Source organism: Nocardia concava NBRC 100430 (assembly GCF_000308815.1).
GTDB lineage: Bacteria > Actinomycetota > Actinomycetes > Mycobacteriales > Mycobacteriaceae > Nocardia > Nocardia concava.
The window spans coordinates 93,638-109,450 of the sequence record NZ_BAFX01000086.1; the positions used below are offsets into that span (position 1 = coordinate 93,638).

The 15,813-nt window shown below is 67.3% G+C and carries 14 protein-coding genes; 4 read left to right on the forward strand and 10 right to left on the reverse strand.

What is annotated here, in order from left to right; genetic code table 11:
* Positions 1-5: 5 nt before the first annotated feature.
* The 6 genes from ON43_RS20215 to ON43_RS20240 all read right to left on the reverse strand — a co-directional run bounded on the left by ON43_RS20215 (position 6) and on the right by ON43_RS20240 (position 6,353).
* Entirely contained in the window at positions 6-1,292 is a 1,287-nt protein-coding gene (locus ON43_RS20215; protein WP_051178762.1) for a purine-cytosine permease family protein, read from the reverse strand.
* A gap of 11 nt (positions 1,293-1,303) precedes the next feature.
* Entirely contained in the window at positions 1,304-2,437 is a 1,134-nt protein-coding gene (locus tag ON43_RS20220) for a hypothetical protein (RefSeq protein WP_040809681.1), read from the reverse strand.
* Positions 2,438-2,483: 46 nt separating this feature from the next.
* Positions 2,484-3,398: an ABC transporter permease gene (locus ON43_RS20225; protein WP_218003310.1), complete on the reverse strand. Its 915-nt coding sequence runs from the start codon at positions 3,396-3,398 to the stop codon at positions 2,484-2,486.
* Positions 3,395-4,288, reverse strand: coding sequence for an ABC transporter ATP-binding protein (locus tag ON43_RS20230; RefSeq protein WP_083913559.1), 894 nt, complete (start codon positions 4,286-4,288; stop codon positions 3,395-3,397). The genes ON43_RS20225 and ON43_RS20230 overlap by 4 nt, the downstream gene beginning before the upstream one ends.
* A gap of 69 nt (positions 4,289-4,357) precedes the next feature.
* The gene (locus ON43_RS20235) at positions 4,358-5,557 is read right to left on the reverse strand and encodes an amidohydrolase (RefSeq protein ID WP_040809682.1); all 1,200 of its coding nucleotides are present in this window, start codon (positions 5,555-5,557) and stop codon (positions 4,358-4,360) included.
* Between the two features lie 52 nt (positions 5,558-5,609).
* Complete coding sequence (locus ON43_RS20240) at positions 5,610-6,353, reverse strand: sulfite exporter TauE/SafE family protein (protein ID WP_040809684.1); 744 nt, start codon at positions 6,351-6,353, stop codon at positions 5,610-5,612.
* A 193-nt stretch (positions 6,354-6,546) separates the two neighbouring features.
* Between ON43_RS20240 and ON43_RS20245 the strand changes: the two genes are divergently transcribed.
* Both ON43_RS20245 and ON43_RS20250 read left to right on the forward strand, forming a co-directional pair.
* Positions 6,547-7,233, forward strand: coding sequence for a GntR family transcriptional regulator (locus tag ON43_RS20245; protein WP_218003311.1), 687 nt, complete (start codon positions 6,547-6,549; stop codon positions 7,231-7,233).
* A gap of 81 nt (positions 7,234-7,314) precedes the next feature.
* Positions 7,315-8,634, forward strand: coding sequence for an amidohydrolase family protein (locus ON43_RS20250; protein ID WP_083913560.1), 1,320 nt, complete (start codon positions 7,315-7,317; stop codon positions 8,632-8,634).
* A gap of 465 nt (positions 8,635-9,099) precedes the next feature.
* Here the strand turns inward: ON43_RS20250 and ON43_RS20255 are convergent, their stop codons facing one another.
* From ON43_RS20255 to ON43_RS20265, 3 genes are read right to left on the reverse strand one after another with little or no spacing between them, the layout of a single operon-like run.
* The gene (locus ON43_RS20255; protein WP_063712581.1) at positions 9,100-10,551 is read right to left on the reverse strand and encodes an HNH endonuclease signature motif containing protein; all 1,452 of its coding nucleotides are present in this window, start codon (positions 10,549-10,551) and stop codon (positions 9,100-9,102) included.
* A gap of 23 nt (positions 10,552-10,574) precedes the next feature.
* Positions 10,575-11,780 carry an amidase family protein gene (locus ON43_RS20260; RefSeq protein ID WP_086007985.1) on the reverse strand — a complete coding sequence of 402 codons (1,206 nt, stop codon included), beginning with the start codon at positions 11,778-11,780 and terminating at the stop codon, positions 10,575-10,577.
* Between the two features lie 5 nt (positions 11,781-11,785).
* Positions 11,786-12,928: an acetamidase/formamidase family protein gene (locus tag ON43_RS20265; protein ID WP_157514118.1), complete on the reverse strand. Its 1,143-nt coding sequence runs from the start codon at positions 12,926-12,928 to the stop codon at positions 11,786-11,788.
* A 156-nt stretch (positions 12,929-13,084) separates the two neighbouring features.
* Between ON43_RS20265 and ON43_RS20270 the strand changes: the two genes are divergently transcribed.
* Positions 13,085-13,777 carry a FadR/GntR family transcriptional regulator gene (locus ON43_RS20270; RefSeq protein WP_040809686.1) on the forward strand — a complete coding sequence of 231 codons (693 nt, stop codon included), beginning with the start codon at positions 13,085-13,087 and terminating at the stop codon, positions 13,775-13,777.
* A 19-nt stretch (positions 13,778-13,796) separates the two neighbouring features.
* Here the strand turns inward: ON43_RS20270 and ON43_RS20275 are convergent, their stop codons facing one another.
* Positions 13,797-14,774: a GlxA family transcriptional regulator gene (locus ON43_RS20275; RefSeq protein WP_040809688.1), complete on the reverse strand. Its 978-nt coding sequence runs from the start codon at positions 14,772-14,774 to the stop codon at positions 13,797-13,799.
* 28 nt (positions 14,775-14,802) lie between these two features.
* Between ON43_RS20275 and ON43_RS20280 the strand changes: the two genes are divergently transcribed.
* Positions 14,803-15,813, forward strand: a complete 1,011-nt coding sequence (locus tag ON43_RS20280) for an NADP-dependent oxidoreductase (RefSeq protein ID WP_306304977.1) — start codon at positions 14,803-14,805, stop codon at positions 15,811-15,813.

A 15,813-nucleotide genomic window follows, 5' to 3' on the forward strand; every position in this document is an offset into this window, starting at 1 on the left:
GCCCCTCATCCGCTCACGGTGGCCGCGGCGACGGCCGACCTGGGCGCGGCCGCGGGCAGCAGCGCCGTGAGTCCGGCCTGCACCGCCGCCGCGGTGACGAATCCGATGACCGCGTCCACCGAGCCCGGCAGGTGATAGTGCGCGAGCCCGGCGGCCACCGCCCCTATCCCCCACGCCGCGAACGCGACCGGCCGCACCGGCGCGGGCACCGCACCCCGGCTGCGGGCCAGGACGTAGTCGACGATGAGCACCGCGCCGATGGGCGGCACCACCACACCCAGCAGCACCAGCCAGTTGGTGATGTGCGCCCACACGCCGGTGAGCGCCACCACGGTGCCGAGCGCGCCCAGCGCGATCGCGAGCGGCCGCATGCGCAACGGCGTGATCCCGGCCCAGCCGACCGCGCCGTTGTAGAGGCAGTGCGCCGCAACCGATCCCAGGTTCGCGAAGACGAACACGACCGACAGTGCGGTGATGATCGCCCCGTGCCCGGCCAGCAGGCCCAGGAACGCCCCGCCGTTGTTCGCCGGATCGCTGGCACCGCCGATCGCCACCACCAGGCCGCCGATCAGGAAGGCGACGGAGTTGGCGAACGGGAAGGCCGAGGCCGCCGCGAGCACGCCCGCGCGGCCGTCGCGGGCCCAGCGGGTGAAGTCGGCGGTCATGGTGCCGGAATCGGCGAAGCCGCCGACCACGATGCTCACGCACGCCCAGAAACCCAGCGGGCCACCGCCACCGGTGTAGTCGAAGGCGTCGGAGAGCGAATGCCCGTGCCCCAGACCGTAATACAGTGCGAGCCCGGCCATGATCAGGAACAACGGCGTGCCGATGAGCCCGATCAGCGACAGCGCGCGGATTCCGGCCAGGGTGAGCAGGACGAAGAACACCCCGCCGATCAGACCGCCCCACAGCGGATTCCACCCGTACATGCCCTCGAGCGTGGTGCCGGTCAATCCGACCTGGTAGGAGAACCAGCCGATCACGACGGTGGCCAGGAACGCGACCACCGCGGCGCGACCGCGGTCGCCGAACGCGCGCCCCGCCTGCAACGAGAAGTTACGGCCGGTCCGCCCGCCGATCCAGCTCAGCGTGCCGACATAGGCGAACAGCAGCAGATTGCCCAGCAGGATCGCGACCAGCCCGCGGCTCATGCCCAGGCTGTAGACGATCAGCCCGCCGAAGACCGCATTGCCCAGGCACATCGGGAATCCGGCCCAGACCGCGGCCACCGACAGCAGGCCGCGGCGGGCCTGCACGGGGACCGGTTCATGCTCGTACTCGTGGTTCGACATGGTTCTTCCACCTAGCCCTGCTGCTTGAGACCCTTTGCGGGATCGATGAATTCATTGGTGACCAGGTCGTTCGGGCCGAGGTTGTCGGGGACCTGCTGGCCGCGGGCCTTCAGCAGCGGGGTCACCTGGGCGATGGCGCGGGCCACGCGGTCGGGGTCGAAGTTGCCCAGGGTGGCGTCGGGGCCGTTGCCGACGATCTTCTCCTTCAATTGCACGGCAACCGAACTGGTGTTGCCCGCGGCGGAGATGGGCGGGCCGTCCGGGATGGTCTGGGCGATGCGCAGTAGCGCCTGGTTGGTGGGTTCGGGGTTGGTGACGTAGTCGATTTCGGCCTGCTGCAGCATGGGGACGAGCTTCTGCAGGCAGGGGCGCAGCTTGTCGAGTTCACCGCTGCGGATCGACCAGGCGTGCGGGTAGCTCTCGTAGCCGGCGTCGGCGACCAGCAGATGGCCGGTCGGCTTCTGCCAGCCCTTCACATCGTGTTCCCAGCGGTAGGGCTCATTGGAGACGTAGCCCTGCTGCATGACTCGGCCGTGTTCAGCCACGAAGCGGCTGGGTGTGCCGTCGTAGGAGGCGTCGAGCTGCTCCTTCTTCACGTCCCCGTTGGCGACCAGGTAGTCCATGTAGATCTTGCCCTCGGAGTACAGGATCGGGGCGTTGGTGGCGGCCACGTCCTTCCACGAATTGACGGTGTAGGTGGCCGGATCCCACATGACGATCTGCGGGTTCTTCTCGAGCGAGGCGAACACGCCGGTGAGCGGGAACTTGGACTTGGCGCGCACCTGCTCGTCGGTCGGCACCAGGCCCAGGGTGATGGAGTTGTCCTGATACATCTGCGCGGGCACCGGCTGGCCGCCGAGGAACGGACCGCCCAGGCGCACTTCGACATTCACGCCGGTATCGCCGAGCGGGCCGCTGTACGCGCCCTTCTTCACATCGACGGTGCCGTTGGGCCCGACCAGCTGATAGGCGGCCGCGCGTTCCGGGGTGGCATACCAGTCCGTCTGGATGACGACGGTGGCGGGACAGACACCGGCCAGCACACCCTGTCCGGTCGGTTTCGGGGTGGAGGCGCCGCCACCGCAGGCGGCGGTGAGCAGGACGCTGCCGGTGACGGCGGCAGCAGCGAGGACACGTTTGTTCACGGGAGTTCCTAGAGAGTTGAAACAGACTGCGGGAGAGCGGGTTCGGTTACCGGTCGGCACGCTTGCCGTGGGCGCGATCGACCCGGCCGGCGAGGAAGTCGAAGATCCAGAACAGGATCAGGCCGACCAGTGAGGACAGCAGCAGGGCGGTCAGCAGTTCCTCGGTGGCGAGGCGCTGACGGTAGACATCGATCATGCGGCCGATGCCGGGTTCACCCTGGCGGAAGAAGAAGTCGGCGACGATGGAGCCGATCACGGCCATGCCCGCCGAGATCTTGAAGCCGGAGATCATGGCCGGAAGCGCCGCGGGCAACTGCAGTTTCAGCAGCCGCTGCCAGCGGTTCGCGCCGTGCAGCGTGAACAGGTCGTGTTCGGAGGCCTGCACGGATTTGAGGCCGAAGAGGGTATTGGTGATGACCGGGAACAGCGACACCATGACGCATACGATGACGCGGCTGCCGAACTCGTAACCGAACCAGAAGCCGAACAGCGGGACCACGGCCAGCACCGGAATCGTCTGCAGGATAACGGCATACGGGTAAAGCGAGTATTCGGCCCAGCGGGCCTGGCTCATGATCACCGCGAACGCGACACCGGCGACGATGGCGATGGTGAGGCCGACGAGTGCGATCTGTACCGTCGCGCCGAGGGCCGAGAGGATCTCGGTGCGGGTGGCGGCGTCGAGCAGGCCCTTGGAGATCACCGATTCCGGTGGTGGGAGCAGGAATCGGGATTGCTGCGGGATGAGGAAGTGGCTGGCGATCGTCCAGGCGGCCATGACCAGGAGGAAGACGAGCGCGGGGGCGAAGACTCGGACGGGGGCGATCGCGAAGGGCCAGCGGGGTTTCCAAGGAGTGCGCGGTGGTCGCGCGGTCGCCTCGGAGGTCCCGGAAGCATCGGACGCAGCGGCGGTGCGCTCGCTCGCGGCGGCGATGGCGTTGTTGACGGCGGCGGCGGTCATGCGGCCCTCCCTCGGGTCTGTACGGTTCCGCGTTCGGCGTCGTGCAGTGCTGCCGAGACCTCCGCGGCGATGGCCCCGAATTCGGGCGTGTATCGCGATTCCGGTTTCCGCGGAAAGTCCAGTGGTACAGCGATATCCGCCGCCACCCGGCCCGGCCTCCCGGTGAGCACGACCACGCGGGTGGACATGAACACCGCCTCGGCCACCGAGTGCGTGACGAACACGCCGGTGAAACCCGAACGCCGGTAGAGCCCGCTCACCTCCTCGTTGAGCCGCTGCCGGGTGATCTCGTCGAGCGCGCCGAACGGCTCGTCGAAGAGGAACAGTTCCGGCGCCCCGGTCAGCGCCCGCGCGATGGAGGTGCGCATGCGCATACCGCCGGAAAGCTGTGCGGGCTTGTGGTTCTCGAACCCGGTCAGCCCGACCAGCTCCAGCGCCTCACGCGCCGCCGCCCGCCGCGTCGCCTTGTCGGTGCCCGCGAGTTCGGCGGGCAGTTCGATATTGCGCAGTACCGAGCGCCACGGCAGCAGGGTCGCCTCCTGGAACACGTAGCCGACCTTGCGGGTGGCGACGGAAACCGTTCCGCCGGTGGGCTTCTCGAACCCGGCCGCCAGGCGCAGCAGGGTGGACTTGCCGCACCCGGAGGGCCCGACCAGGGAGACGAACTCGCCCGGCCGGATGTCGATGTCGATGCCCTCGAGCGCGTGGGTGCCGTTCTCGAAGGTCAGGCCGACATCGCGGAAGCCCAGGGCCGTATCGCTATCACTCGAGGTGTCGGCGCCGGTGTATACATTGCCGCTCCCGGCGGCCACTGCGTTCCGGTCCGGGATCCCGTCCGGAAGCCCGTCCGAGCCTTGGCCTTTGGCGGCGTTTGAAGCGGTGGTGCGCATGTCCACAGTTCTATCGGCGGATCATTGCCGGGTGCGGTCCGCGCGATTACGCGTGTGTTTCGTATACGATCAGTTGGCGAGCAGGCGGCCGTCACGGGCCACCACCCGGCCGCGCTTGACCACCAGTGCGCGCGGCGGCACGGACACCACTGCGGCAGCGGGTGTTTCGGCGTGCACGGTGAACAGGTCGGCGCTCTTACCCACCGCGAGTCCGTAGTCGGCGATCCCCAGAACCGATGCGCCGCCGTAGGTTCCGGCAGCCAGTGCCAGCTCTATCTCCTCGTCCGCGACCAGCCGATCCCGGAAGGACACCTGCATGATCCGGCGCAGCATGTCGCCGTCACCGTAGGGGGTCCACAGGTCGCGGATGCCGTCATTGCCGAACGCCAGTCCGGCTCCGGCCGCGTGCATGGTGCGGACCGGGACGACGGGTGCGTCACCCACGGCGCAGGTGACCATGGAAACGCCTGCTTCCGCGAGGCTTTCGGCGATCCGCCGCTGCTCGTCGGGCGCCAGCTCGCCCATGGCGTACGCGTGGCTGATGGTCACCCGCCCGGCCAGCCCGGTCGCCTTGGTGCGGGCCACGATCAGGTCGTACTGCCAGGCGCCGAGCGCGCCCCGGTCGTGCAGATGGATATCGATGCGCGCGCCGTACTTCTCGGCGAGACCGAAGATCAAATCCAGCTGACCGACCGGATCACCGTCGTAGCCGGCGGGATCCAGGCCGCCGATGGCCTCGACGCCCTCGGCCAGCGCGGCTTCCAGGAGTTTGTCCGTGCCGGGGCGGGTCAGCAGGCCGCCCTGGGGGAAGGCCACGAGTTGCACGTCCACCCGGTCCGCGTGCCGGGCCGCGGCCGCCCGGACGGCCTCGACGCCGCGCAGGCCCACCTCGGGATCGATGTCGATGTGGCTGCGGACGTGCGCGGTACCGCCGGAAACCATGGCCGCCAGCAGGTTCGACGCGTAGTCGGCGCTGGGCAGTCCCAGCTCGTCGCGGCGGCCCTCGCCGTTGGCGATGCGGCCGGACAGGGTGCGGCCGCCGGTATTGGGGACCCAGGGTCCGCCGAACATGGTCTTGTCGAGGTGGCAGTGGGAGTCGACCAGGCCCGGAAGCACCAGCGCCCCGGCCAGATCCACGGTTTCGACGCCGTCGGCGGCCAGGTCGGGGCCGATGGCGGCGATGCGGCCGTCACGAATGAGGATGTCGGCCACCGCGAGCGGGGCTCCGGGAGTCCACGGCCGTCCGCCGCGCAGCAAGAGATCGTTCATGGGTACACCACCTGTGTCGGAGAAGAGAGCTGTGTCAAAGAGATAGAGAGCGCTAGGACAGCAACATCGCGGTTCCGGCGCCGACGCCGAACACGATCACCACGGCCCGGAAGGCACCCGGCCGCAGCCGATCCGCCAAGCGCGCACCGGCCACGCCACCGAGCAGGCAGGCCGGTGCCAGGACGGCGACCGCCCACCACTGCACCGGCCCGAACAGCGCGACCGCCACCACCGCCGTGGTCGAGACCGTGAGCGTGAGCAGGCTTTTCAGTCCGTTGAGCCGGGTGATCGAGGCATCGATGCCCAGGGCCAGCGCGGTCAGCAGCACGATTCCCATGCCGCCGTTGAAGTACGCGCCGTACGCCGCGCCGAGGAACACCCCCGCGAACAACCGCAGCCGCGAATCCCCGCCGTGCGCCGCGAGCTTGCGCGAGACCGCGGGCTGTGCCGCGAAAAGGGCGGTGGCCGCCAGGATCAGGTACGGCACCAGGGCCGCGAACACCTTGGGCGGTGCGGCCAGCAGCGCGATCACGCCGCCGGTCGCACCCGCCACCCCGGTGATCACCAATCCGGGTACCAGCGGCCGATGTTCGTCGAGACGTTTGCGCAGTGCGGCGGCCCCACCGAGATAGCCGGGCCAGACGGACACCGAGTTGGTGACGGTCGCCGTCACCGGCGGCAGGCCCGTGGCGAGCAGGGCCGGGAACGACAGCAGACTGCCGCCCCCGGCGATGGCATTGCACACGCCCGCCCCGAAACCGGCGGCGAACAAGAGCACTAGATGTGCGGGATCCATGGATTCCTTCCGGACAGAATGGCCGCATCGTATACAAACCCCCGCAGATCAGCGACCTGAAGACGTTGCACCACAGCCGGACCCGCGAATGGGGTGGCTGTGCAGTAGATTTGCGGCATCCCGTCGGCCGAGGCCACGATGGATCGTATGCAAACCAGTCCCGTGTTTTCCCAGATCCGCAGATGAGGCAGCAGTGACCAGCACCGCCGGCCGCATGACACCGCAACAGCTGTGTCGCGCCATTCGTGAAGACATCATTCGCGGCGCGTACGCCCCCGGGCAGCGTCTCACCGAGGATGCGCTCGCGGAGAGCTACGGGGTATCCCGGGTTCCCGTCCGGGAGGCACTGCGCACCTTGGAAGCCGAGGGTTTCGCCTCGTCACGCCCGTACGCCGGGGTCTTCGTGGCCGAACTCACCGAGGAGGAGGCGGCCGATCTGCTCGAGATCCGCGCCCGCCTGGAACCCCTGTGCGCGTCCCGCGCCGCGGCCCGCCGCACCCCCGAACAACTCGGCCGCCTCAAGGAACTCACCGCCCTCGGCCAGGACGCCGTCCGCGCCGGCCGCCTCGACGAACTGGCCCGCCTCAACAGCCGCTTCCACGAGGTACTCGCCGAGGCGTCGGGCAGCACCCTGCTCGCCCAACTGATCATGCAGCTGAGCTGGAAGATCGCCTGGGTCTACTCGGTCGAACTCCCCCGCCGCGCCGGTGATTCCTGGCGCGAACACGAAGAGATCTGCGCCGCACTGGAAGCAGGCAACCCCGACCGCGCCGCCGAGGTGGTGAGCACCCACATCGCCCACGCCGCGTCGGCCTACCGCTTCCGCCAGCGCACGGAAGACCCTGCGCGACAGCCAGGTTCGGCCTCCCGCGCTTCGTAACATCCGCGCAGCAATTGCGGTTCGGCGACGAAACATCTCCCTCGTATACAAACGGAATCACTTCGTGTCGGGGAGGTAGCCATGACGGATTTGTTGCCGGAGACGGTCGACCCGGAGTCACCGGAAATACCGGAGCCACCGCAAACGGTCGATCTGGTGCTGCGCGCCGCCCGGATCGCGGATAACGCGGAACTGGTGGACATCGCGATCACCAACGGCGTCATCACCGCAATCAGATCCAACGTCGCCACACCCGGCACCGAGGAGATCGACTGCGCCGGACGCGTAGTCATCCCCGGCCTGATCGAATCCCACGTCCACCTGGACAAGGCACTCCTAGACGCCGAGAAATCCAATCCGGACGGCACCCTGGCCGGCGCCATCAGCGTCACCGCCGAACTCAAACGAGGCTTCACCGTAGCCTCCATCCGCGACCGAGCCCGCCGCGTCCTCGACATGGCGATCAGCAACGGCACCACCGTGATCCGGGCACACCCCGACGTCGATCCGATCGTCGGACTGCGCGGGGTGACAGCCCTACTCGACCTCCGCGAGGAATACCGCGAACGGCTCGATCTGCAGATCGTCGCGTTTCCCCAGGAAGGCATCCTCCAAGCCCCCGGCACCATCGACCTCCTCCGCGAAAGCCTGTACGCGGGAGCCGATGTACTCGGCGGCTGCGCCTACAACGAACGCACCATCGAAGACTGCCACCGCCACGTCGACCTGATCTTCGACCTGGCCGCAGAGTTCAACGTCCCCCTGGACATCCACGCCGACTTCGCCGACGACGCCAGCGATCCCCGATACGCCATGGCGGATTACATCGCCGCGGTCACCGAACGCACCGGACGCCAGGGCCGAGTCACACTCGGGCACATGACTTCCCTGGCCGGGCGGGCACCCGCCGACCGTGCGCGGACAATCGAACGACTGGCCGCGGCCGGGATCTCCGTGGTGCCGTTGCCTGCTACCGATATGCACCTCGGCGGACGATCCGACAGCACCAACGTGCGGCGGGGCATCGCACCGATCCGGGAGCTGTGGGAGGCGGGAATCACGACCGCGTACTCGTCCAACAACATTCGGAATGCATTCACGCCGTATGGGAATGCGGACATGTTGGATGTCGGGTTGTTCCTTGCTCAGACCGCGCATTTGTCGGGCCCGGAGGACATGAACCGGGTGCTGGCGATGGCCACGACCGAGGCGGCGCGAACCATCGGGATTGCTGATCGGTACGGAATCCGGGTCGGAGCTGCCGCGGACCTCGTGGTCCTGTCGACATATCGGCTCGCGGACGCATTACTGGACCGCCCCGATCGGAACTATGTGTTCAAAGCAGGCCGTCTCGCCGCTCGAACTATCCGCACCCATGAAGTCGTAAAGACGAAAAGATAAAAAGACGCCTGGAGAAGGGAGAGGAGGGGGCTGGGTTGGGCACCTTGGTGGCGGCACCAGCCTCCTCGAGGCTCGGGCGCGCAGCGGCCCGGGGAAGAACACTCAAAGACGCCGCTAGGTGTCCGATTCGCCCGGTTCCTGTCATCGAGAGGCACATTTTGGAGGCGAGATTAGGGAGGAACCAGACAAAAGCCCTCAAGGATGTGCCGCTCGACGAACAGACGGGGTGGGAGGGGGCGGGCGGGGGGCTTGGAGGCCTGTGGAGTTGTCAATGAGCGCTGGTTCTCGACCCCTTTGGGTCTTGGTTCTTGTTGTTTTTTCCTAGAAGGTGATCCGTGCGGTCCGTGGGCTGGGATCGGCGGGTGGCGGCTCCCAACCCGGCGTCAGCCCAAGTCCGGCAGGGCAGGCGACGCAACCACACTTCCCCGTCCCTGCGCACGCCAGCGCGACAAGAGCAGCGGGGTCTCACGCAGCCGTTTGACCCCACTCCCGACAACTGGATTCGACAGCGTTGGCGACCAACTGCCCAACGTGATGCCTCTCGTTGACTCGAGCAACACCGTTCGGGTCCAACGCCTTCGGGGCAATCCAACCGATGCGTCCCCGATTCGGCGAACCCTTACCGAGCATCACCGTCCGCCACCCGTTGACGCTGTCGTTCACCAGCGCGTGGTGGTGATCGCAAACAAGAGCGAGGTTGTCCAGATCCGTCGGCCCACCCTTCACCCAGTCGGTGACGTGGTGCGCGGCGCACATATCCGCCGGAACGTCGCAGCCGGGGAAGGTGCAACCCCGGTCGCGCGCCAGCAACCCGAGCCGCTGTCCCGAGCTGGCCAACCGCTGCCCGTAGCTCAGGTACAACGGAATTCCCTTGTCGTCCAGGACCACAAGCACCGGCCGGGTCCCGCCCGCCATCTTCAGAGCCTCGTTGATCGACATCTGAACGCCGGAGGCGGTTGTCGCAAGACCCGAGCCCCGCTCCAGATCGTTGAGGCTCATCGAGAGCGTGACCTGCACCGGCATCCCGCGATGCGAACCGAGCTTGCGCAAATCCAGCCCCGGCTGCAGCAAGGCGATGAACGCATCGTGCACCCGCTGCCCCGCATCACGACGATCCCGACGCGCGGCCGCATCCAACACCGATGACTCGATCGGCTTGTCGCTCACACCCGGGCTGTCGACATCCTCGGTGTTGCACATACCCGGCCGGGCGTACTTGGCCAGGAACGCATCCAACAGCGCCCGCAGCTGCGGGGTCAGCCAGCCCTCGATCCAGCTCATCCCGTCAACTCCCGGACGCCCCACCAGGATTCCCCGGCGACGGCGGCGATCATCATCACTGATCACCGTCCCCTCGGGATCGAGGCGCGCCAGGATCTCGCGCCCCATCCGCGGCAGGTCATCGGGCCAGCCCTTCAGGCAGTAGTCCACCAGAATCCGCTCGGTCTCGACGCGCGCCTCGGCGGGAACATCGGTCGGCAGATGGGTCATGACGTCCACGATGTTGCGGACGTGATCACGTGAGATATCCCCCGCCTCAAAGGCTTCGGCGGTGGCTTCGAGCACCGGCGGGGCCACATGCCCCGTCAGCTGCCGGAACTCGCCCACCTGCTTGGCAATCTTGATCCGCGTAGCGGCGTCATACCGCGACAGGTTCAGCGTGTGACGCAAGAACGCCACCGGCGAACCGGCCCCGGAGGTTTCAGGCAGGGAACGATCCGACGCCTCGATGATCAGCTTGGACCCCAACGCCGAAAGCTGACGCTGGCACGTCTCCAACCGCTGCATCAACGCCACGACATCCTGATCGAAGAACAGCGTCAGATCACCATGACCAACACGGTCCACAATGGCCGCGACCGCGGCCTCCAATTCAGCGAGACCGCAGCTTTCGAATGTTTCCCCCTTCGAATTCATGCACCAATTTTACCGCCGCAAATTCATCCAGGGAACCCGAATTGTCCAGTATCCGAATCTATTTCGGAAATGGTATCGAGAATAGCACGATCCATACCGGGTGCCCCAATCAAACACAGACCACTCGGAATTCCCTCAACACTCGGAAGCGGAATATTGACTGCAGGCGCACCGGCTATCGACGCCAAACACGTCAAATACAAAGTGCGCGTTCGGCCGGACTCCAGCGTTCCCAGCAATGCCATTCGAGGCGGCGGAGGCGTGGCTGTGGTCGGCAATACAAGAATCCGATCGCGCAACGCGGCGCGAAGAAGGTCGGCGGCCGTCCGCAGGACCTCCCGAGCCGCAAGCGCCTGCTCCTCCGTGATCATCGAGGCAGCTTGAAAGCGCTGCGCCACTTCGGGTTCCAACGCGTCGGGGTGCGCGCGTATCCACTCGCCGTGATTACTCCACGCTTCGAAGCCCTGGACTGTACGGAAGGCCGCGAACCAGGTTTCAGGTTCGGCGTCCACTATCGCTTCGGCGGCACCCATTCGCTTCGCCGCACCGAGGCTCGCTGCCGCGAGATCGTCGTCAGCCAGTTCGCACAACGCGGGATCGACAATGAGTCGCGCCGGAGTCGAAACCTGCTCGGGCAGCAGACAATCGGCCACCGCCTTCAAGGTCTCCAAGTCTCGCGTCATCCATCCCACGGCGTCGAAGGATTGAGCCAGCGGGAGCACTCCGGCTCTGGACAGACATCCGTGCGTAGTCCGAATCCCCCACAGACCCTGATATGCCGCCGGTACCCGAATGGATCCCGCCGTGTCCGTACCCAGCCCGATGCTGACCTCGCCCCGAGCCACGGCCACCGCGGACCCACTCGACGATCCACCCGGAATCCGCTGCGGTGCAACCGGATTCACAGGCATGCCGTAACGCCCGTTGCCACCGGTGATGCTGTACGCGAATTCATCGGTCTGCGCGATGCCGGTGATGTCCGCGCCGGCGGCGAGCAGCCGGGCAACGACATCCGCGTGCGCCGTAGACGGTTCGCCGAGAAAGTCCGCGACTCCCCCACCGAGTGGAAATCCGGCGACAGCATAGAGATCCTTCACCGCCACCGTATGCCCGCTCAACGCGCCCGCTCCGGTGGCAGGGACCAACGGCGTTCCCCGCTCACGCCACACAGTGGAGTCGAATTCGCTTTCCAGCGCGTGACTCCCCCGGTCGAGATCTGTCCGCACCATTCTCATCAGGCCCGCTCGAGGACGCGCTTGGCCAGTTCGGTGGCGGCATGATGGGTGAAGTCCGCGATCCGCACCTCACCGTGCACACCCCGCACCTGATCCACGGCCTGCGAGATATTGAAATCGGCTGCGGCGCTCAAATATAGATATGCCTGCTGCGGGTCGGCGTCGAACAGTGAGACGACCAGTTCGATGGCGTTGCGGACGCAGACTTCGAGCGCCCGATTCAAGTTCTCGTCGAGGCCCGTCGGTATGAGCAGTCCGTGCGCGGCGGCGAACGGGCCGACGGTTCGTCCCAACCCGGCGGTGACGTCCGCCGCGGGAATCACGTCCACCGTAAGCCGCGCCCGCAGTGGGGCTTCCAGCGCGGTCAGCGCCACCTCACCATTGCCCTGGGCGAAATGCGGGTCGCCGATGTAGAACAGCGCGTCGGGAACCTGCACCGGCAGGAACAGGGTCGCGCCCGCGGTGAGTCGGCGGATATCGATATTCCCGCCGTGCAGTCCCGGCGGCACCGAGGACACGCGGGATTCCGTATCGGTCGCGACACCGATGATCCCCAGGAACGGATGCAGCGGAAAACTGGCCCGCTGCAGACGATCCGGATGCAGCGGCATGGTCCCGAACCACTCCCCCTCCCGTGACTCCACCGTGCAGAACTGCCCGTAATTGCCGTCGAAGCCCAGCCGGTTCGCCAGGACCCCGCGCGCGTGCCGGGTGGACACCACCCCGTAGGGCGCACGCATGGTCAGCTCGTCGATGCGAATGGCGAGCAGATCTCCGGGCTGTGCCCCGGGCACGGCGATCGGGCCGGTGATGATGTGCGGCCCGGCCAGCGAATCGCGATTCCGTGTGGCGGCCACCTCGATCGCGTCCGCCAGCACCTGGTCTCGTTCCACCCCGTGACGCCCGAAGTACGCCACCGGGTCCGAGCCCTGATCCTCGAGAATCCCCTCGTGGCTGACGGTGTCGACGACGATGCTGCGTCCGGGCTCGACGGTCGCCACGGGCCGGTCTCCGGTGCGGGGCAGTCGCCCCCACAGCACCGCCGACGGGTCTACCGCCAGATATTCGGCGCCCCCGCCGATGCCCTCACCCGTCTGCAGCACCGGAAACGCCTGGGTGAATCCCCGCACGATCGACGTCACGCTAATTACCTCTCCTACCGACCAACATTGGTCGGACCATCCGATATGCCGACCATAAGCCAGGCGAACAACCGACGTCGGGGCGTGAAACCGAACGTAACTGGCGTTTAACGCAGCCGAAATGGCCTGTATGCGAACGGATTTAAACTCGGGTCGATGACGGCATCGATTCCGCCGCTCCGGCGGCGCGCATACAGCGTGAGCGCGGAGGTCGCGGCGCACCTGGAGGGGTTGATCACCAGCGGCGAGTTGCGGGCTGGGGATCGGCTGCCGCCCGAGCGGGAGCTGGCGGCGAACATGAACGTGTCGCGATCGTCGCTGCGGCAGGCCATGTTCGAGCTGGAATCCAAGAAGCTCATCGAACGCCGGCAGGGCAAGGGCAGCACGGTCAGCGAAACACCGCGGCAGGCGGGCGATCTGGCCGACGGGCTCGGCGAGCTGGATATCGAGCTCGGCTACGCGCTGGAATTACGTGATCTGGTGGAGCCGCGCATTGCCGAGCTTGCGGCGGTGCGGGCCGTGGAATCGAATCTGCTGGCGCTCGACGAGGTGCTCACCCGCTCCAACGAAACCCTCTCCCCCGCGGAATCGCTCAGGCTCGACATCGAATTCCATACCCTGCTCGCGCATGCCGCGCAGAACCCGCTCCTGATCACGCTGTGCACCATGACGACGGACTGGACGCGACGCACTCGCACCCTGTCCCACCGGTCACGTCACGGCCGACGCCTCTCACTCGACGGGCACCACCGCATCTACGATGCCGTCGCCGCCCACGACAGCGCGGCCGCTGCGGCCGCTATGGCACAGCACCTGCGCGAGGTTCGCGAGGTCAGCTCGCCGCACTGACCCAACGCGGTTTGCAAGGTCAGCCCGCCCCGACCGCTACCCCGGTCCGAAACGTCCGCCGATACGCCAGCGGCGACACCCCGATCGCCTCGTGCAGGTGCTGCCGCAGCGAGGCTCCGGTGGCGAACCCCACCTCGCCCGCGATCCGGTCCACGGAAAGCTCGGTGGTCTCCAGTAATTCGCGAGCCCGGAACACCCGCTGTTGAATCAGCCAGCGCCCCGGGCTCATTCCAACCTCGTCACGGAACCGGCGGGCGAAAGTACGGCCGCTCATGCGGGCTCGAGCGGCGAGGTCGGACATGGTCAGCGGCTGGTGGAGGTTTTCGAGCGCCCACTGGCGAGCGGTCGCCGTCCCCGCGGCGGTGGGCGGCGGCACCGGCTGTTCGATGAATTGTGCTTGGCCGCCCTCTCTCCAGGGCGGGACCACGCAGCGACGCGCGACCATATTCGCGATCTCGCTGCCGTGGTCGTTGCGAATCAGGTGCAGACACAGGTCGACTCCGGCGGTCGCGCCCGCGGAGGTGAGGATGTCGCCGTCATCGACGTAGAGGACATTCGGGTCGACGCGGACCTTCGGGAAGCGCGCGCCGAAGCGGTCGGCGAAGTTCCAGTGGGTGGTGGCGGGCCGGTCGTCGAGGAGGCCCGCGGCGGCCACCACGATCGCGCCGGTGCAGATGGAGACCAGGCGGACACCGGGGCGGATCAGGGCCAGGGCTTCCGAAACCGCTTGTGGCAGGCCATTTTCGAGAATCGGGATCACATCGCAGGGCGGGATGACCACGGTGTCGGCTGTTTTCAGGACGCCCGCATCGTGCGCCACGGCGACATCGAAGTCGGAATTGCTACGCACCGGACGACCGTCGATCGAGCAGGTGATCACCTCGTAGCGTCCGTCGGCCGTGCCGAAGACCCGGTTCGCGATGCCGAGCTCGAACGGGTAGACGCCCTCGAGCGCGAGAACGACGACTCGGTGTGGCTCATTCCTCCCGGACCGCATGGCACGATCCTATCGAATAATGGCGATCGTGCCATTTTCTGGTGCGGCAGCCGACGGCAAGCTGACTGTCATGAGCGAACCGGACAATACGATCCCCACCACCATGAAGGCCATTGGACAGGACATCCTCGGCGGCCCGGAGGTACTGCACGAGCTGGAGCTGCCCGTCCCGCAACCGGGACCGAGCGAGATCCTCGTCAAGGTGCACGCCACCGCCCTCAATCCGACCGACTGGAAGCACCGGCGACTGTCGGGCCTGTTCCTGCCCCCGCCGCCGTTCGTGCTCGGCTGGGATGTGTCCGGCGTGGTGGTGTCGACCGGTGTCGGCGTCACCCTGTTCGAGCCCGGCGACGAAGTGTTCGGCATGCTGCCCTATCCGCACGGCCACGGCGCGGCCGCGGAATATGTCACCGTCACCGCCCGCGCCTTCGCCCGCAAGCCCGCCAATCTGGACCATGCGCAGGCGGCGGCGATCCCGCTGGCCGCGCTCACCGCGTATCAGGCGCTGGTCGACACCGCGAATGTGCAAGCCGGACAGCGGGTTCTGATTCACGCGGCGGCGGGTGGCGTCGGGCATTTCGCGGTGCAGATCGCGAAGTCGCGGGGCGCGTACGTGATCGGCACGGCCAGCGCGGCCAATCACGACTTCCTGCGGTCGATCGGTGTCGACGAGGTGATCGACTACCACTCGACCGATGTCTTCGAGACGGTCCGCGACGTCGACATGGCGCTGGATCCGATCGACGAAGCGCACGCGATCCGTTCATTGCGCACGCTGCGACCGGGCGGGATCGTGGTCGCGATTCGCGGCGGCGTGGGTGGCGAATTGCGTGCCGCCGCCGCGCAACTCGGCGTCCGCGGGGTCTCGCTGCTGGTCGAAGCCGATCACGCCGGTATGGAAGCCCTGCGCGAACTCGCCGAGTCCGGCGCCCTGCGCCCCACCATCGCGGGCACCTTCCCGCTGGCCGATGCCGCCAAGGCCCACGCGCTCGGCGACACCAACCGCACCGTCGGCAAACTCGTGCTCACCGTCGACTGA